At 64.2% G+C, this 17,986-nt stretch carries 13 protein-coding genes; 12 read left to right on the top strand and 1 reads right to left on the bottom strand.

Annotated features, from left to right (window positions below):
• Nucleotides 1–39 precede the first annotated feature (39 nt).
• From K8M09_RS15125 to clpB, 12 genes are all read left to right on the top strand, one after another.
• Complete coding sequence (locus K8M09_RS15125) at nt 40–1,122, top strand: ABC transporter ATP-binding protein (RefSeq protein WP_160787362.1); 1,083 nt, start codon at nt 40–42, stop codon at nt 1,120–1,122.
• A 10-nt stretch (nt 1,123–1,132) separates the two neighbouring features.
• Nucleotides 1,133–2,203, top strand: coding sequence for an ABC transporter ATP-binding protein (locus K8M09_RS15120; protein ID WP_160787361.1), 1,071 nt, complete (start codon nt 1,133–1,135; stop codon nt 2,201–2,203).
• A gap of 2 nt (nt 2,204–2,205) precedes the next feature.
• Nucleotides 2,206–3,072 (top strand): carbohydrate ABC transporter permease, encoded by an 867-nt coding sequence (locus tag K8M09_RS15115; protein WP_160787360.1) that lies wholly within the window; start codon nt 2,206–2,208, stop codon nt 3,070–3,072.
• An 11-nt stretch (nt 3,073–3,083) separates the two neighbouring features.
• Nucleotides 3,084–3,959, top strand: coding sequence for a carbohydrate ABC transporter permease (locus K8M09_RS15110; protein ID WP_170299561.1), 876 nt, complete (start codon nt 3,084–3,086; stop codon nt 3,957–3,959).
• Entirely contained in the window at nt 3,959–4,378 is a 420-nt protein-coding gene (locus tag K8M09_RS15105; RefSeq protein WP_170299560.1) for a DUF2160 domain-containing protein, read from the top strand. Before K8M09_RS15110 ends, K8M09_RS15105 begins: the two co-directional genes overlap by 1 nt.
• 74 nt (nt 4,379–4,452) lie before the next feature.
• Nucleotides 4,453–6,174: an ABC transporter substrate-binding protein gene (locus K8M09_RS15100; RefSeq protein ID WP_160787359.1), complete on the top strand. Its 1,722-nt coding sequence runs from the start codon at nt 4,453–4,455 to the stop codon at nt 6,172–6,174.
• A gap of 219 nt (nt 6,175–6,393) precedes the next feature.
• Nucleotides 6,394–7,668: an aspartate kinase gene (locus K8M09_RS15095; RefSeq protein WP_160787358.1), complete on the top strand. Its 1,275-nt coding sequence runs from the start codon at nt 6,394–6,396 to the stop codon at nt 7,666–7,668.
• 86 nt (nt 7,669–7,754) lie between these two features.
• A complete protein-coding gene (ptsP, locus tag K8M09_RS15090; protein ID WP_160787357.1) occupies nt 7,755–10,022 on the top strand; it encodes a phosphoenolpyruvate--protein phosphotransferase in 2,268 nt (755 codons plus the stop codon).
• 21 nt (nt 10,023–10,043) lie between these two features.
• Nucleotides 10,044–11,126: a peptide chain release factor 1 gene (gene prfA, locus K8M09_RS15085; protein WP_160787356.1), complete on the top strand. Its 1,083-nt coding sequence runs from the start codon at nt 10,044–10,046 to the stop codon at nt 11,124–11,126.
• The gene (prmC, locus tag K8M09_RS15080) at nt 11,123–11,992 is read left to right on the top strand and encodes a peptide chain release factor N(5)-glutamine methyltransferase (protein ID WP_160787355.1); all 870 of its coding nucleotides are present in this window, start codon (nt 11,123–11,125) and stop codon (nt 11,990–11,992) included. The genes prfA and prmC overlap by 4 nt, the downstream gene beginning before the upstream one ends.
• A gap of 331 nt (nt 11,993–12,323) precedes the next feature.
• The gene (locus K8M09_RS15075; protein ID WP_160787354.1) at nt 12,324–12,965 is read left to right on the top strand and encodes a DUF4167 domain-containing protein; all 642 of its coding nucleotides are present in this window, start codon (nt 12,324–12,326) and stop codon (nt 12,963–12,965) included.
• A gap of 255 nt (nt 12,966–13,220) precedes the next feature.
• The gene (gene clpB / locus K8M09_RS15070; RefSeq protein WP_160787353.1) at nt 13,221–15,827 is read left to right on the top strand and encodes an ATP-dependent chaperone ClpB; all 2,607 of its coding nucleotides are present in this window, start codon (nt 13,221–13,223) and stop codon (nt 15,825–15,827) included.
• A 71-nt stretch (nt 15,828–15,898) separates the two neighbouring features.
• Here the strand turns inward: clpB and K8M09_RS15065 are convergent, their stop codons facing one another.
• On the bottom strand, nt 15,899–17,851 hold the full coding sequence (locus K8M09_RS15065) for a M23 family metallopeptidase (RefSeq protein WP_160787352.1): 1,953 nt from the start codon (nt 17,849–17,851) through the stop codon (nt 15,899–15,901).
• Between the last annotated feature and the right edge of the window lie 135 nt (nt 17,852–17,986).

Genomic DNA, 17,986 nt, shown 5'->3' with positions numbered 1-17,986 from the left:
ACCCTGATCCGGTGGCTGGGAGGAACGACGGAGATAGGAATGCTGGAACTTAGAAACATCGAGAAGGTGGCGGGGGCGGAAACGCATATCCATCCGACCAGTCTCGTGCTCGAGCGCGGCTCGCTCAACGTGCTGCTCGGCCCGACGCTTTCGGGAAAGACCTCGCTGATGCGGCTGATGGCCGGCCTCGACAAGCCGACCTCCGGCTCCGTCTGGTTCGACGGCAAGGACGTGACGGGCGTGCGCGTGCAGGATCGCGGCGTCGCCATGGTCTACCAGCAGTTCATCAATTACCCGGCGCTGACGGTCTACGAGAACATCGCCTCGCCGATGCGCATCAAGGGCGCGGACAGCGCGACCATCGACCGCGAAGTGCGCAAGGCGGCCGATCTCCTGAAGCTGACGCCCTATCTCGACCGCACGCCGCTCAACCTTTCCGGTGGCCAGCAGCAGCGCACGGCGCTTGCCCGCGCCATCGTCAAGAATGCCAGCCTCGTGCTGCTCGACGAGCCCCTCGCCAACCTCGACTACAAGCTGCGCGAGGAACTGCGCCTCGAACTGCCGAAGATCTTCGCCGCCTCCGGCGCGATCTTCGTCTATGCGACGACCGAGCCGTCCGAGGCGCTGCTTCTCGGCGGCAATACGGCGGCGCTCTCGCAGGGCCGCATCACGCAGTTCGGCCGCACCATCGACGTCTATCGACGTCCGATCGACCTTCTGACCGCGCGCACCTTCGCCGATCCGCCGCTGAATGCGGTCGAGGTCGTCAGGAAGGGCGGGCATTTTGAGATCGGCGGCAAGCCGGTGCTGCCGGTGCCCGCGCATCTTGCCGGCGTGCCGGACGGCCCCTGCACCATCGCCTTCCATCCGCACCACCTGTCGCTGACGAGCCAGACGCCGGCCTCGGCGAGCCTTCAGGCGCGCACGGCGATCTCGGAAATCGCGGGTTCGGAAAGCTTCATCCATATCGAATTCGAGGGCAGCCGCTGGGTCATGCTCTCGCCCGGTATCCACGACATCGAGCCGGAGGCGGTCATCACCGTCCATGTCGACACGCGCCATCTGATGGCCTTCGGCACGGACGGCAAGGCGATCGCGGAACCCGCGACCGCGGCGGCCTGAGGAGAGGACCATGGCACGCATCAATCTCGATCATATCCGCCACGCCTACGGCCAGAAGCCGAAGTCGGAAGCGGATTACTCTCTGAAGGAAGTCCATCACGAGTGGAACGACGGCGGCGCCTATGCGCTGCTCGGCCCCTCGGGTTGCGGCAAGACCACGCTGCTCAACATCATCTCGGGCCTGTTGCAGCCCTCCGAGGGCCGCATCCTGTTCGACGGCAGGGACGTCACGTATCTGTCGACGCAGGAGCGCAACATCGCGCAGGTCTTCCAGTTCCCGGTCATCTACGACACGATGACGGTGTACGACAATCTGGCCTTCCCGCTGCGCAACCGCGGCGTGGCCGAACCGGAAGTCGACCGCCGCGTGCGTGACATCCTCGAGATGATCGATCTTGCCGGCTGGGCGAAGAAGACGGCGCGGGGCCTGACCGCCGACCAGAAGCAGAAGATTTCGCTGGGCCGCGGCCTCGTGCGCAACGACGTCAACGCCATCCTCTTCGACGAGCCGCTGACCGTCATCGACCCGCATATGAAGTGGGTGCTGCGTTCGCAGCTCAAGAAGCTGCACCGCCAGTTCGGCTTCACCATGGTCTATGTCACGCACGACCAGACCGAGGCGCTGACTTTCGCCGACAAGGTCGTTGTCATGTATGACGGCCAGATCGTGCAGATCGGCACGCCGGCCGAGCTTTTCGAGAAGCCGCGCCACACCTTCGTCGGCTATTTCATCGGTTCGCCGGGCATGAACGTGCTGCCGGCCGCCATCGACGGCAGCAGCATCAAGGTCGGGGAAGAGACGCTCGACCTCGGCTACAAGCCGGATATCGCCGCCGGCGCCAGGACGGAACTCGGCATCCGCCCGGAATTCATTTCGCTGTCGCGCGACGGCATGCCGGTCTCGATCAGCAAGGTTGAGGATATCGGCCGCCAGAAGATCGTGCGGGCGGAATTCGCCGGCAAGCCGATCGCCATCGTCGTGCCGGAGGATGGCGAGATTCCCGCCGACCCGCGCGTGACCTTCGACCCCGCCGCCATCAACATCTACGCCGATAGCTGGCGTGTCGGCAGGGAGGGCTGACGATGAACAAGACCTGGAACAACAAGGCCTGGTTCATGGTCCTGCCCGTCCTGCTGCTCGTCGCCTTCTCGGCGGTGATCCCGCTGATGACGGTGGTGAACTATTCGGTGCAGGATACGTTCGGCAACAACCAGTTCTTCTGGAACGGCGTCGGCTGGTTTTCGGACGTGCTGGAATCCGACCGCTTCTGGCAGGCGCTCGGGCGTAACCTGCTCTTCTCCGGCATCATCCTCGCGATCCAGATTCCGCTCGGCATCCTGATCGCGCTGAACATGCCGAAGAAGGGCCTCGGCGTGCCGGTCTGCCTCGTGCTGATGGCGCTGCCACTGCTCATTCCGTGGAACGTCGTCGGCACGATCTGGCAGGTCTTCGGCCGCGTCGATATCGGCCTGCTCGGCCGCACGCTGGATGCGCTCGGCATCAGCTACAACTACGTCAACAACGTCTTCGACGCCTGGGTCACGCTGATCGTCATGGACGTCTGGCACTGGACGAGCCTCGTCGTGCTGCTCTGCTATGCCGGCCTCGTCTCGATCCCGGAGGCCTATTACCAGGCAGCCAAGATCGACGGCGCATCGCGCTGGGCCGTGTTCCGCTACATCCAGCTTCCGAAGATGAAGCGCGTCCTGCTCATCGCCTTCCTGCTGCGCTTCATGGACAGCTTCATGATCTATACCGAACCCTTCGTCGTCACCGGCGGCGGTCCGGGCAACTCGACCACGTTCCTTTCGATCGACCTCGTCAAGATGGCGATCGGCCAGTTCGACCTTGGCCCGGCCGCGGCCATGTCCATCATCTACTTCCTGATCATCCTGCTGCTGTCGTGGATATTCTACACGGTCATGACCAGCAGCGACGAACAGGCGTGAGGGAGGAAACCATGACCTCACAGGCAACCACCGCAACTACGCTTCCGACGGGCGCCGTCAGCAATGCCGGCGCCAGGGCGACCGGCAAGCGCGATCTTTCCTGGATCGTGCCGACGCTCTACATCGTCTTCCTGATGCTGCCGATCTACTGGCTCGTCAACATGAGCTTCAAGACGAACCAGGAGATCACCGGCACCTTCTCGCTTTGGCCGCAGCAGCCGACGCTCCGCAACTACGCCGTCATCTTCACCGATCCGGCCTGGTATTCGGGTTATATCAACTCGATCATCTATGTGGTGCTGAACACGCTCATCTCGATATCCGTGGCGCTGCCGGCAGCCTATGCCTTCTCGCGCTACCGGTTCCTCGGCGACAAGCACCTCTTCTTCTGGCTGCTGACCAACCGCATGGCGCCGCCGGCCGTCTTCGCGCTGCCCTTCTTCCAGCTCTACTCGGCCTTCGGCCTGATCGATACGCATATCGCCGTCGCCATCGCGCACTGCCTGTTCAACGTGCCGCTCGCCGTCTGGATCCTCGAGGGCTTCATGTCGGGCGTGCCGAAGGAGATCGACGAGACCGCCTATATCGACGGCTACTCGTTCCCGAAATTCTTCGCGAAGATCTTCGTGCCGTTGATCGCCTCCGGTATCGGTGTCGCCGCCTTCTTCTGCTTCATGTTCTCCTGGGTCGAACTCCTGATCGCCCGCACGCTGACGACGACGGACGCAAAGCCGATTGCTGCCACGATGACGCGCACGGTCTCGGCCTCGGGCATGGACTGGGGCGTGCTCGCCGCCGCCGGCGTGCTGACCATCATTCCCGGCGCGCTCGTGATCTACTTCGTCCGCAACTACATCGCCAAGGGCTTCGCCCTGGGGAGGGTCTGATGGCCACCGTCGCCAACCGCAACAACCGCTGGCCGGTCGCGCTCGCCGCCGTGCTCGTCATCTACGCCGTCATCGCCGGGCTTCTCGTCATGGCGCTTCCCGTCAAGGACGGCGCGCGCGACTGGTTCGCCTCGCTCATTCCGGGCGGCTGGATGGCCTGGTCGTTCCCGACGGCCATGTTCTTCCTGACGATCTTCCTGCTGATCGCGCTGATGGCGGTCTGGGAATATGCCCGGCCGGGCGGTTCGCCGCGCGTCGGCATCCTGCGCTTCGAGACGACCCGCGGCGACCGGCTCTTCGTGTCGCTGCTCGGCTCGGCGTTCATTCATCTCGCATGGCTGGGGCTTGTCGGCCCCAACCTGTGGTGGGCTCTTGCCTTGTCCGTGGTCTACGCCATCGGCGTTTTCCGCTTCGTGTAAGGCAAAGGAAATGGAGGTCCCGGGGGAAAGGGGCCTTCTCACTTGCAATCGCAAAACCCTAAGGGAGGATCAAAATGCGAAAGCAACTTCTGACGACGACGGCGGCCATGCTGCTGGCGTTTACCGGTTCCGCATTCGCGGACATGGATGCCGCCAAGAAGTTCCTGGATACGGAGATCGGCGACCTGTCCTCGCTGGATCGCGCCAGCCAGGAAAAGGAAATGCAGTGGTTCGTCGACGCCGCCAAGCCGTTCGCCGGCATGGAGATCAAGGTGGTCTCGGAAACGATCACCACGCATGAATACGAATCGAAGGTCCTTGCGCCGGCCTTCACCGCCATCACCGGCATCAAGATCACGCACGACCTGATCGGCGAGGGCGACGTCGTCGAAAAGCTCCAGACGCAGATGCAGTCGGGCGAGAACATCTATGACGGCTACATCAACGACTCGGACTTGATCGGCACCCACTGGCGCTACAACCAGGCCCGTCCGCTGAGCGACTTCATGGCCAATGAAGGCAAGGACGTTACCAACCCGAACCTCGACATCGACGACTTCATCGGCAAGTCCTTCACGACCGCGCCGGACGGCAAGCTCTACCAGCTTCCCGACCAGCAGTTCGCGAACCTCTACTGGTTCCGCTACGACTGGTTCAACGATGAGAAGAACAAGGCCGACTTCAAGGCGAAATACGGCTACGACCTCGGCGTTCCGGTCAACTGGTCCGCTTACGAGGACATCGCCGAGTTCTTCACCGGCCGCGAGATCGACGGCAAGAAGGTCTATGGCCACATGGACTACGGCAAGAAGGACCCGTCGCTCGGCTGGCGCTTCACCGACGCCTGGCTCTCGATGGCCGGTAACGGCGACCGCGGCATTCCGAACGGCCTGCCGGTCGACGAATGGGGCATCAAGGTCGACGAGAAGTCGCGTCCGGTCGGTTCGTGCGTTGCCCGCGGCGGCGACACCAACGGCCCGGCTGCCGTCTACTCGATCCAGAAGTACCTCGACTGGATGAAGGCCTACGCACCGGCAGCCGCCGGCGGCATGACCTTCTCGGAAGCGGGTCCCGTTCCCGCGCAGGGCGACATCGCGCAGCAGATCTTCACCTATACGGCGTTCACCGCCGACTTCGTGAAGCCCGGCCTGCCGGTCGTGAACGAGGACGGCACGCCGAAGTGGCGCTTCGCTCCCTCGCCGCATGGCGTCTACTGGAAGGACGGCATGAAGCTCGGCTATCAGGACGCCGGTTCCTGGACGCTCATGAAGTCCACCCCGGACGACCGCGCCAAGGCCGCCTGGCTCTATGCGCAGTTCGTGACCTCCAAGACCGTCGACGTGAAGAAGAGCCATGTCGGCCTCACCTTCATCCGTCAGTCCACGCTCGACCACAAGTCCTTCACGGACCGTGCGCCGAAGCTTGGCGGCCTGATCGAGTTCTACCGTTCGCCGGCCCGTCTGCAGTGGTCGCCGACCGGCACGAACATCCCGGACTATCCGAAGCTGGCCCAGCTCTGGTGGCAGGCGATCGGCGATGCCTCTTCCGGCGCCAAGACGTCGCAGGAAGCCATGGACTCGCTGTGCGCCGAACAGGAAAAGGTGCTGGAACGCCTGGAGCGCGCCGGCGTTCAGGGCGATATCGGCCCGAAGCTTGCCGAGGAGCACGACATCGAGTTCTGGAACAAGGATGCGGTCGCGAAGGGCAACCTCGCTCCGCAGCTCAAGATCGAGAACGAGAAGGAAAAGCCGCAGACGGTCAACTACGACGAACTCGTCAAGAGCTGGCAGAAGTAATCGGCAGGGTCGCGGGCGGATTTTTCGCCCGCGACCCATCGATATCCAATCCCTCTGGCCCGCGTGCCGAAAGGCGCGCGGGTCTTTTCATCCGATGAACCGTACCGATTGGTACACTTTCGGGACGCCATGCATTGCACAGCGCGGGGTCTTCCGCTAAGAGACCCCGCGGTTTCCCCCGCGCGCTCGCGCGAACATCGAAAATAGCGGTACACAGACATGGCACGCATCGTGATGAAATTCGGCGGAACGTCCGTCGCTGACCTCGACCGTATCCACAATGTTGCCCGTCATGTGAAACGCGAGGTCGATGCCGGCCACGAGGTCGCCGTCGTCGTTTCGGCCATGTCCGGCAAGACGAACGAACTGGTCGCCTGGGTGCAGAACATGCCGAAGGTGACGGGCGCCAGCTCGCCCTTCTACGATGCGCGCGAATATGACGCCATCGTCGCCTCGGGCGAACTCGTCACCGCCGGCCTGCTGGCCATCGCGCTTCAGTCGATGGGCGTCAACGCCCGCTCCTGGCAGGGCTGGCAGATTCCGATCCGCACCGACAACGCGCATGGCGCGGCCCGCATTCTCGACATCGACGGCGCGGAAATGGTCCGCCGCATGGGCGAAGGCCAGGTTGCCGTCGTCGCCGGCTTCCAGGGCCTTGGCCCGGACAACCGCGTCGCCACGCTTGGCCGCGGCGGCTCGGACACGTCCGCCGTCGCCATCGCCGCCGCCGTCAAGGCGGACCGCTGCGATATCTATACCGACGTCGACGGCGTCTACACGACCGACCCGCGCATCGAGCCGAAGGCTCGCCGCCTGAAGAAGATCGCCTTCGAGGAGATGCTCGAAATGGCCTCGCTCGGCGCTAAGGTCTTGCAGGTGCGCTCGGTCGAGCTTGCCATGGTGCATAAGGTGCGCACCTTCGTGCGCTCCTCTTTCGAGGACCCCGATGCGCCGGGCATGGGCGATCTTCTGAACCCGCCCGGTACGCTGATTTGTGATGAGGATGAGATCGTGGAACAGGAAGTCGTAACCGGCATCGCCTATGCCAAGGATGAAGCGCAGATCTCGCTCCGCCGCGTCGCCGACCGGCCGGGCGTTTCGGCCGCGATCTTCGGCCCGCTGGCCGAGGCCCATATCAATGTCGACATGATCGTCCAGAACATTTCCGAGGACGGCTCGAAGACCGACATGACCTTCACCATCCCCTCGGGCGACATGGAGAAGGCGATCAAGGTTCTCGAGGGCGCCAAGGAACAGGTCGGCTTCGACGTGATCCAGCACGAGACGGGCCTTGTGAAGGTCTCGGTCATCGGCATCGGCATGCGCAGCCATGCGGGCGTCGCCGCCTCGGCCTTCCGTGCGCTGGCCGAGAAGGGCATCAACATCAAGGCCATCACGACCTCCGAGATCAAGATCTCCATCCTGATCGACGGCCCCTATGCGGAACTCGCCGTTCGGACTTTGCATTCCGTCTACGGTCTCGATAAGAAGTAAGGACTGGCCGAGTCGGCGCCGATCCTGTGATCGCCGGCGCGTCTTTGCGCCGGTGGGGTAACGTCATTTTCGGGAGACGCCACGCGATGAGAGACCTCTCCGCGGGTCCGCGCGTTCTTCTCAAGCGGCTGCGCGAACTGATGGCGGAGCCGCTCGAGCCGCAGGAGCGCCTGGACCAGATCGTGCGCCAGATCGCGCAGAACATGGTCGCGGAAGTGTGTTCCGTCTATGTGCTCCGCTCGGACGGCATTCTCGAACTTTACGCCACCGAAGGCCTCAATCCCGGCGCCGTCCACCTTGCCCAGCTCAAGATGGGGCAGGGCCTCGTCGGCACCATCGCCGCCTCCGCGCGGCCGCTGAACCTTTCCGACGCCCAGTCGCACCCCGCCTTCACCTATCTGCCGGAAACGGGCGAAGAGATTTATCACTCCTTCCTCGGTGTGCCGATCCTGCGCACGGGCCGGGCGCTCGGCGTTCTCGTCGTGCAGAACCGGGCGAGCCGCACCTACCGCGAAGACGAGGTCGAGGCGCTCGAGACGACGGCGATGGTGATTGCCGAGATGGTGGCGACGGGCGAGCTGAAGAAGCTCACCAAGCCCGGTCTCGAACTCGATCTTTCCCGTCCCGTCGCCATCGAAGGCTCCAGCTTCGGCGAAGGCATCGGCCTTGGCTATGTCGTGCTGCACGAGCCGCGCATCGTCGTCACGAACCTGCTCAACGAGGATTCCGAACACGAGCTTGGCCGGCTGGCCGAAGCGCTCGGGTCGCTGCGCATTTCCATCGACGACATGCTGTCGCGCCGTGAGGTGTCGATGGAGGGCGAGCATCGTGAGGTGCTGGAAACCTACCGCATGTTCGCGCATGACCGCGGCTGGGTGCGCAAGCTCGAAGAGGCGATCCGCAACGGCCTGACGGCGGAAGCGGCGGTCGAGCGGGTGCAGAGCGAGACCAAGGCGCGCATGATCCGCCTGACGGACCCGTATCTGCGCGAGCGCATGCACGATTTCGACGATCTGGCGAACCGCCTGCTGCGCCAGCTCACCGGCTACGGCGCGAAGCTTTCGGCCAGCAGTTTCCCGAACGACGCCATCGTCGTCGCGCGCGCCATGGGCGCGGCGGAACTGCTCGACTATCCGCGCGAGAATGTGCGCGGCCTCGTTCTGGAAGAGGGCGCGGTGACGAGCCATGTGGTGATCGTCGCACGCGCCATGGGCATTCCGGTGGTCGGACAGGCGGCCGGCGCGGTGGCTCTGGCGGAAAATGGCGATTCCATCATCATCGACGGGGACGATGGGCGGGTGCATCTGCGGCCGCTGCCCGATCTCCAGCGCTCCTATGAGGAGAAGGTGCGGTTCCGCGCCCGCCGGCAGGAACAGTACCGGGCGCTCAGGGCTGTCGATCCGGTGACGAAGGACGGCCGCGAGATCAATCTGCAGATGAATGCCGGCCTTCTGGTCGACCTGCCGCATCTCAACGAATCCGGCGCATCCGGCATCGGCCTCTTCCGCACCGAACTCCAGTTCATGATCGCCTCGACCATGCCGAAGGCGGAGGAGCAGGAAGCCTTTTACCGCAACGTGCTGAAGCATGCCGGCGGGCGTCCGGTGACCTTCCGCACGCTCGATATCGGCGGCGACAAGGTCGTGCCCTATTTCCGCGCGGCGGAGGAAGAGAACCCGGCGCTCGGCTGGCGCGCCATCCGCCTGTCGCTCGACCGGCCGGGCCTTCTGCGGACCCAGCTTCGCGCCATGCTGCGCGCGGCGGCGGGCAACGATCTGCGGCTGATGCTGCCGATGGTGACCGAGGTTTCCGAACTGAAGGAGGTCCGCGACCTTCTCCAGAAGGAAATCCAGCGCCAGTCGAAGCTCGGCGAGCAATTGCCGAAGAAATTGCAGTTCGGCGCGATGCTGGAAGTGCCGGCGCTGCTCTGGCAGCTCGACGAGCTGATGGCCGAAGTCGATTTCGTTTCGGTCGGCTCGAACGATCTCTTCCAGTTCGCCATGGCCGTTGACCGCGGCAATGCCCGCGTCTCCGACCGTTTCGACACGCTCGGCCGGCCGTTCCTGCGCATCCTGCGCGATATCGTGCGGGCCGGCGAGCGAAACGATACGTCCGTGACGCTGTGCGGCGAGATGGCGAGCAAGCCGATTTCGGCCATGGCGCTGCTCGGCATCGGCTTCCGCTCGGTCTCCATGTCGCCGGCGGCGATCGGGCCGGTGAAGTCCATGCTGCTCTCGCTCGATGCCGGCAAGCTGGAATCGCTGCTGATGCCGGCGCTCGACGATCTGAAGCCGACGGTTTCCATCCGCCGGATTCTCACCGACTTTGCAGCCGAAAACGGCATCCCGCTTTAAAGACCTGACTGGAGTTGAACGGTGGCGAAGCTTCCCGTTGAAAAGATGCGCGAACTCGAACGCCGTTTCGGCGAGATCGAGGCACGCATGTCCGCGGGGCCGGATTCGGAGACCTATGTGCGCCTCGCCTCGGAATATTCCGAGCTTCAGCCTGTCGTCGCGAAGGTGCGTGAATATGAGAAGGTCAATGGTGAGATTGCCGACCTAGAAGCGCTGCTTGCCGACAAGGCGACGGATCGCGAGATGCGCGACCTTGCGGAAATGGAACTGCCCGACCTGAAGGAGCGCCTCGAAGGCCTCGAAAAGGAAATGCAGATCCTGCTTCTGCCGAAGGACGCGGCCGATGAGAAGAGCGCGATCCTCGAAATCCGCGCCGGCACGGGCGGCTCCGAGGCGGCGCTGTTCGCCGGCGATCTCTTCCGCATGTACGAGCGTTATGCCGCGGCCCATGGCTGGAAGGTGGAAGTCATCTCCTCCAGCGAGGGGGAAGCGGGCGGCTTCAAGGAAATCATCGCGACGATCACCGGGCGCGGCGTTTTCGCCAAGCTGAAGTTCGAATCGGGCGTACACCGCGTCCAGCGCGTGCCGGAAACGGAAGCGAGCGGGCGCATCCATACGTCCGCCGCGACGGTCGCCGTGCTGCCGGAAGCCGAGGAAATCGACATCGAGATCCGGGCCGAGGATATCCGCATCGATACGATGCGCTCGTCCGGCGCGGGCGGCCAGCACGTCAACACGACGGACTCGGCCGTGCGCATCACGCATCTGCCGACGGGTCTCGTCGTGACGAGTTCGGAAAAGTCGCAGCATCAGAATCGCGCCAAGGCCATGCAGATCCTGCGCTCGCGGCTCTACGATATGGAGCGCCAGCGCGCCGATAGCGAGCGTTCGGCGGACCGCAAGAGCCAGGTCGGCTCCGGCGACCGTTCGGAGCGCATCCGCACCTACAATTTCCCGCAGGGCCGCGTTACCGATCACCGCATCAACCTGACGCTCTACAAGCTCGACCGGATGATGGTCGGCGAAATCGACGAAGTGGTCGACGCGCTGGTGGCGGATTATCAGGCCGGGCAACTGGCGCAGCTCGGCGAACAGGGCCGATGAGCGGCGCGACGCTCGCCGAGGCACTGGCCGCGGCGCGCCGCCGGCTTTCCGAGGCGGGCATCGCGGATGCCGCGCAGGATGCGCGACTGCTGATCGCCGGCCTCCTCAAGCTATCTTCCACCGCTTTCGTCATCGATGGCGCGCGTCCGCTCGACCCATCCCAGCAGGCGCTGATCGACGGCGCGCTGGCGCGGCGCGCGGTGCGCGAGCCGGTGCATCGCATCCTCGGCCGTCGGGCTTTTTCGCGGCTCGATCTTGTGCTTTCGCCTGAAACGCTGCAACCCCGGCCGGATACGGAAATCCTTGTCGATACGCTCGTGCCTTACGCGCAGAAGATGGTGGCGGGCGGCGGCTGCCGTATCCTCGATCTCGGCACGGGAACCGGGGCGATCTGCCTTGCCCTGCTCGATCTCGTTCCCGGCGCGACCGGCGTCGGCGCCGACTATTCGGCGGGCGCCCTTGAAACGGCCCGGCGCAATGCCGACATTAATGGGGTCGCGGATCGCTTCGAGGCGGTCGAAAGCGACTGGTTTGCAGCCGTGACCGGCGCATTCGACATCATCGTGTCAAATCCGCCCTATATCGTGCGCTCCGTGGTCGGAACGCTGGACGAGGACGTCCGGCTCTACGATCCGATCCTGGCGCTGGATGGCGGGGAAGACGGGCTGGATGCCTATCGCGCCATCGCGGCCGGGGCCGACGATCACCTTCGGGAAAACGGACTGGTGGCCTACGAGATCGGTTATGACCAGAAGGAGACCGTGACGGCGATCATGCGCGAAAACGGTTTTGCGCGCATCGAAGCGGTGCAGGACCTCGGCGGCAACGACCGCGTTCTCGTCTTTTCCAGAGAAACGTCTGTGTAGGATTTGCTGCACAAGCGCAGCAAATTACGCAGCCGCAAAGAAAAGGCTTGGAATTGTGAGGGAAGCGGGATAGTTTGCGGCCACGCACTGGGCAAGAGGTCATGCAAAAGGGATTCGCTCCCGCATGACCCGATCGCGAGGATTGCTCTCTCGAAGAGTTGCTAGGGTTGAAGACTGCCCTGTGCGGGTACCTGTTAATTTGACGTCTTACGGCGACAGGACCACCGACCGGCGTGGTTTGCCCGCAGGTAAGGATGCTTGATCTGGCGTGTCCCGATCAAGCCTGCAGACACATGAATCATCAAGACACGATACGTTAGGTGAGTGACATATGAGGCCAGGACAGCAAAACAAGCGCGGCCGCGGGCGTAATAACAATAATAACAACAACAATAATAACAATCACAACAACCACCGTAAGGGTGGCAATCCCCTGACGCGGACCTACGACAGCTCGGGTCCGGACGTGAAGATCAGGGGCACGGCCCAGCACATCGCCGAGAAATACTCTGCGCTTGCCCGCGACGCCCAGAGCGCCGGCGACCGGGTCATGGCGGAAAACTATCTGCAGCACGCCGAGCACTACAACCGCATCATTGCCGCCGCCCAGGCGCAGATGCAGGAGCGCTTCCCGCGTGACGACCGTTCCGACAATGCCGACCGGGGCGATTACAACGATCGTGACGGTTACGATCGCGACCAGGACGAAATCGATTCGACGCCCGTCGACGAGCCGGCACCCGTTGCCGTCGAGCAGCCCGTCGTCGACGGTTCCGGCCCGCAGCCGGTGATCGAAGGTACGCCGGCCGAAGTCGCACTCGACGAAGACGCCCCGGCCGCCGGCCGCGCGCCGCGCCGCCGCAATGCCGCCCGTCCGCGCCGTCCGCGCCGCGGCGAAGGCCAGGCTGCCGAGGGTGAGGGCGAGCAGCCCTCCGGCGGTGACGCCCCGGCGCTGGAAGCCGCTTCCGAATAAGCGGAAATCCTTTTGGGATATCGAAGAACCCGGCCTCGCGCCGGGTTCTTGCGTTTCGGCAAGTGGTTGGAAAAATGTGCCGCCGCGCGCTCCACGCTCCCTTTAATTCCGAAAATTCCTCCACCATATTCGCTTCAGGCGGTTGGCCGGTCGCAGGACCGGGCGCCCGCATGAATGAGGGCTTGCCTAGATGGGAGCCTTATCCTGAATCGTCGACCGGCGCCTGATGGGCCGGCCGAGTTATGGAGGCAGATGATGAATATCGAAAAATACTCCGAGCGCGTTCGCGGCTTCCTGCAATCCGCCCAGACCAAGGCGCTTGCCGACGGCAATCCGCAATTTGCGCCCGAACACGTTCTGAAAGTCCTGCTCGATGACGAGCAGGGCATGGCCGCCTCGCTGATCGAGCGGGCGGGTGGCAATGCGCGCGAAGCGCGGATCGCCAACGATGCCGCCCTTGCCAAGCTACCGAAGGTTTCCGGCGGCAACGGGCAGGTCTATCTCGCCCAGCCGCTCGCGAAGGTCTTCTCCACCGCGGAGGAGGCCGCCAAGAAGGCCGGTGACAGCTTCGTCACCGTCGAACGCCTGCTGCTGGCGCTTGCCATCGAGAAATCCGCCGCGACGTCCGACATTCTGGCCAAGGCCGGCGTGACGCCGACTTCGCTCAATCAGGTCATCAACGACATCCGCAAGGGCCGCACCGCCGATACGGCGAGCGCGGAACAGGGCTTCGATTCGCTGAAGAAATTCGCCCGCGACCTGACCGCCGATGCGCGCGAAGGCCGCCTCGACCCGGTGATCGGCCGTGACGACGAAATCCGCCGCACGATCCAGGTCCTGTCGCGCCGCACCAAGAACAATCCCGTCCTTATCGGCGAGCCCGGCGTCGGCAAGACCGCCATCGCCGAGGGCCTTGCGCTGCGCATCGTCAATGGCGACGTGCCGGAAAGCCTGAAGGACAAGAAGCTGATGGCGCTCGACATGGGCGCGCTGATTGCCGGTGCGAAATATCGCGGCGAGTTCGAGGAGCGCCTGAAGGCCGTTCTTGCCGAAGTGCAGGCGGAAGACGGCGAGATCATCCTGTTCATCGACGAGATGCACACGCTGGTCGGCGCCGGCAAGGCGGATGGGGCGATGGACGCCTCCAACCTCTTGAAGCCCGCGCTTGCCCGCGGCGAGCTGCACTGCGTCGGTGCGACCACGCTCGACGAATATCGCAAGCATGTCGAGAAGGACGCGGCCCTTGCCCGTAGGTTCCAGCCCGTCATGGTGGATGAGCCGACCGTCGAGGACACGATCTCGATCCTGCGCGGCCTCAAGGAAAAGTACGAGCAGCACCACAAGGTCCGTATCTCCGACTCGGCCCTTGTTGCCGCCGCGACGCTTTCCAACCGCTACATCACGGATCGCTTCCTGCCGGACAAGGCCATCGACCTGATGGACGAAGCCGCCTCGCGGCTGCGCATGCAGGTCGATTCCAAGCCGGAAGAACTGGACGAACTCGACCGCCGCATCATCCAGCTCAAGATCGAGCGCGAGGCCCTGAAGAAGGAAACCGACCGCTCGTCGCAGGATCGTCTCGAAAAGCTCGAGATCGACCTCGCCGCGCTGGAAGAGGAAGCCTCTGCGCTCACCGCGCGCTGGCAGGCGGAAAAGTCCAAGCTCGGCCGCGCCGCCGATCTCAAACGCCAGCTCGACGAGTTGCGCAACGAGCTTGCCATTGCCCAGCGCAAGGGTGAGTTCCAGCGCGCCGGCGAGCTTGCCTACGGCATCATCCCCAAGCTCGAAAAGGAGCTGGAGGAGGCCGAAGGCCGCGATGCCGGCGATGTCGATCCGATGGTGCAGGAGGTCGTGACCCCCGACAATATCGCCCATGTGGTCTCCCGCTGGACGGGCATTCCCGTGGACAAGATGCTGGAAGGCGAGCGCGACAAGCTGCTGCGCATGGAAGACGAACTCGGCAAGTGGGTCGTGGGGCAGGGCGATGCCGTTCAGGCGGTCTCCCGCGCCGTCCGCCGCGCCCGCGCCGGCCTGCAGGATCCGAACCGGCCGATCGGCTCGTTCATCTTCCTCGGGCCGACCGGCGTCGGCAAGACGGAGCTGACCAAGGCGCTCGCCCGCTTCCTCTTCGACGACGAGACGGCGATCCAGCGCATGGACATGTCGGAATATATGGAGAAGCACTCCGTTGCCCGGCTGATCGGCGCGCCTCCCGGCTATGTCGGCTATGAGGAAGGCGGTGCGCTCACCGAATCCGTCCGCCGCCGGCCCTATCAGGTCGTGCTGTTCGACGAGATCGAGAAGGCGCATCCGGATGTCTTCAACGTGCTGCTGCAGGTCCTCGACGACGGCCGCCTGACCGATGGTCAGGGCCGCACCGTGGACTTCCGCAACACGATGATCATCATGACCTCCAACCTCGGCGCCGAATACCTGACGGCGCTCGGCGAGAACGAGGACAGCGATTCGGTTCGCGACCAGGTGATGGATGTCGTGAAGATGGCGTTCCGGCCGGAGTTCCTGAACCGGATCGACGAGATCATCCTGTTCCATCGCCTGCGGCGGTCGGAAATGGGCGCGATCGTCGATATCCAGCTCGAGCGCCTGCGCAAGCTGCTGGTGGATCGTAAGATTGTCCTTGATCTCGACGAGGAGGCCGTGCACTGGCTGGCCGAGAAGGGATACGACCCGGTCTATGGCGCGCGTCCCCTGAAGCGGGCGATCCAGAAGCACCTTCAGGATCCGCTGGCGGAGAAGATTCTTGCCGGGGCGATCCCGGACGGATCGACCGTCAAGGTGACGGCCGGTTCTGACCGGCTGCTCTTCTCGCCGCGCAACGCGGCGGTGAGCAAGGCGGCCTGACACGGAACTGTCTGGGAAAAAACGAAGCGCGGGCCTTGGCCCGCGCTTTTTGCATTCAGGAATGCCGGGTGTCAGTGCGTTTCGGCGACCTGTGTCGCGTCGCCGCGACCGAGCAGATCGTCGATGCGCTGGCGCTCCACCTCGAACTGCGCGAGGGCCTTGCCCTCCAGCGACTTGCCGCCGGGAAGGCGGATCTTCAGCGCATCCACCTTGTTGCCGTTGACGATCAGTTCGTAATGCAGATGCGGGCCGGTCGAAAGGCCGGTCGTGCCGACAAAGCCGATCACCTGACCCTGCCGAACCTTCACGCCCGGCTTGATGCCCTTGGCGATGGCGCTCTGGTGATTGTAGGAGGAGACGTAACCGTTGGCGTGGCGGATCAGCGTCTGGTTGCCGTAACCGCCCGAATCCCAGCCCGCCTTTTCGACGACGCCGTTGCCGGCGGCGATGATCGGCGTGCCGCGCGGGGCGGCCCAGTCGACGCCGGTATGCATGCGCGAGAAGCCGAGGATCGGATGGCGTCGCATGCCGAAGCCGGAGCGGAAGGTGCCGTTCGGAACCGGATTGCGCAGCAGGAACTGCCGGATGCTCTTGCCCTCGCCGTCGTAATAATCGACGGAATCGTCTTCCGGGTTCTGGAAGCGATAGACGCGGGTCTCCGTGTCGCCGAACTTGGCGTCGAGGAAGAGGATTTCCGAATCCTCCGTCGCCGTGCCGTTCTCGTCGGTGACGGAGAAGAAGGCCTCCAGCGAATCCGTCGGCCGGAGCTGCGCCTGGAAATCGACATTGCTGGCAAGGATGCGGATGACCTCGGAGGTCATGTCCTGGCCCATGCCGTAGGAGAGAGCCGCCCGGTAGATGCCGTCATAGACGCGGGGCAGGTCGCGCCCGGCGATGATCGTCGGCCGGCCGTCGTCGTCGAAGGCGGTCGCCACGGCGTCCAGCTCCGGCGGTTCGGCGCCGTGTACGAAGCGGCCGCTGTCATCCAGCGCCGCGGTCACCACATGGCGGCCGCGCGAATAGACGCTGGCCCTGACGATGTTCGCTTCCTTGCCCTTCTGCGATATGCAGATGCGCATCACGTCGCCCTCGGCAAGCTTCCTGCTGCCGAGCTGGTCTTCGAGATAGGCGGAAAGGTCGTCGGCCTGCGCCTTGGTGTAGCCGGCAGCCGTCATGACGTCGTCGATATCGGCCGCGCGGCGCACCGGAATCACGTCGTCGGCATATTCGGTGTCGTCGGGCGTCAACGTGTCGAAGGTCGATACGCTCATGTTCTCCTCGACCACGCGGGCCGTCAGGCCCATGAGGTCGAGATCGGAACTGTCGGAGGCGAAGCGCTGGGGGTCGACATAATAGAGGGACGCGACCTGCGAGCTGCCGTCGGTCAGCACCGATCCGTTGGTGCGCACGTTCTCCTCGACTTCCTCGATCGACATCTGGTCGGCATAGTCGAGCGGCGAGCCGCCGGTCGGGAAGGCGTCCGTCTGGAGCGCGACCTCGGATTCGACGTCGGAACCATAGATCGTGCCCATGCGCGAGGCGGGGGCGGCGTCCTTGCCGTTCGTCGAGAAGATCGCCAGCGGATCGAAGCGCGGATAGTCCTCGCTCGTGGCGTGGTTGGCGGCCAGCGCCATCTTCACATGGGCGAAGGGCTGGCGGCGCACCACTTCCTTCTCGCCGTCATGGATCATGGTGGAAATTTCCATGATCTTCTTATCGGCCGGCTTGGCGACGACGGTCGGCTCCAGCACGCGTTCGCCGCGCTTGGCCGTCTCGCCGGTCTTGTTCGTCTGGGTAAGCGTGCCGAGCGCGGCGAAGGCCTCGGCCGGAATGGCGAGCTGCTGGCGCCCGTCGAGCGCGGCGAAAAGCGCGACCCCCATGAGAATGGAAGAGGTGATGCCGGTGAGGAAGGTGCCGGAGAGCCAGCGAAGGGAGATTTCCCGACGGTCGGGCGCCTTGCGCCCGTCGGCGAGGATCGGCGGTTCGTTGCCGAGGGATCGGATCATGTTCCGGTATGTGGTCATGCCGATCTGCTTCGCCCTGTATCGCTGCTTTGTATTCAGCGCGGGAAGATGCACGCAGGAGGGCCTGCGAGTCAAATCACGCTCGTTCTTCCTCTCCTCTAGAAGAGGGGATTGTGAAAATCTGAGGGCAATCGG

The organism is Shinella zoogloeoides (assembly GCF_020883495.1).
GTDB classification, from domain to species: Bacteria; Pseudomonadota; Alphaproteobacteria; order Rhizobiales; family Rhizobiaceae; genus Shinella; species Shinella zoogloeoides.
The sequence above is the reverse complement of the archived record's forward strand: the minus strand, read 5'-3'. Positions and strand labels throughout refer to the sequence as shown.

Bases quoted from the DNA above. Each gene is read 5' to 3' on its own strand.
- K8M09_RS15100 (WP_160787359.1), top strand. From the start codon at position 4,453: ATGCGAAAGCAACTTCTGACGACGACGGCGGCCATGCTGCTGGCGTTT.
- K8M09_RS15075 (WP_160787354.1), top strand. From the start codon at position 12,324: ATGAGGCCAGGACAGCAAAACAAGCGCGGCCGCGGGCGTAATAACAAT.
- K8M09_RS15105 (WP_170299560.1), top strand. From the start codon at position 3,959: ATGGCCACCGTCGCCAACCGCAACAACCGCTGGCCGGTCGCGCTCGCC.
- K8M09_RS15065 (WP_160787352.1), bottom strand. From the start codon at position 17,851: ATGACCACATACCGGAACATGATCCGATCCCTCGGCAACGAACCGCCG.
- prmC (WP_160787355.1), top strand. From the start codon at position 11,123: ATGAGCGGCGCGACGCTCGCCGAGGCACTGGCCGCGGCGCGCCGCCGG.
- K8M09_RS15095 (WP_160787358.1), top strand. From the start codon at position 6,394: ATGGCACGCATCGTGATGAAATTCGGCGGAACGTCCGTCGCTGACCTC.
- K8M09_RS15120 (WP_160787361.1), top strand. From the start codon at position 1,133: ATGGCACGCATCAATCTCGATCATATCCGCCACGCCTACGGCCAGAAG.
- ptsP (WP_160787357.1), top strand. From the start codon at position 7,755: ATGAGAGACCTCTCCGCGGGTCCGCGCGTTCTTCTCAAGCGGCTGCGC.
- clpB (WP_160787353.1), top strand. From the start codon at position 13,221: ATGAATATCGAAAAATACTCCGAGCGCGTTCGCGGCTTCCTGCAATCC.
- K8M09_RS15125 (WP_160787362.1), top strand. From the start codon at position 40: ATGCTGGAACTTAGAAACATCGAGAAGGTGGCGGGGGCGGAAACGCAT.
- K8M09_RS15110 (WP_170299561.1), top strand. From the start codon at position 3,084: ATGACCTCACAGGCAACCACCGCAACTACGCTTCCGACGGGCGCCGTC.
- K8M09_RS15115 (WP_160787360.1), top strand. From the start codon at position 2,206: ATGAACAAGACCTGGAACAACAAGGCCTGGTTCATGGTCCTGCCCGTC.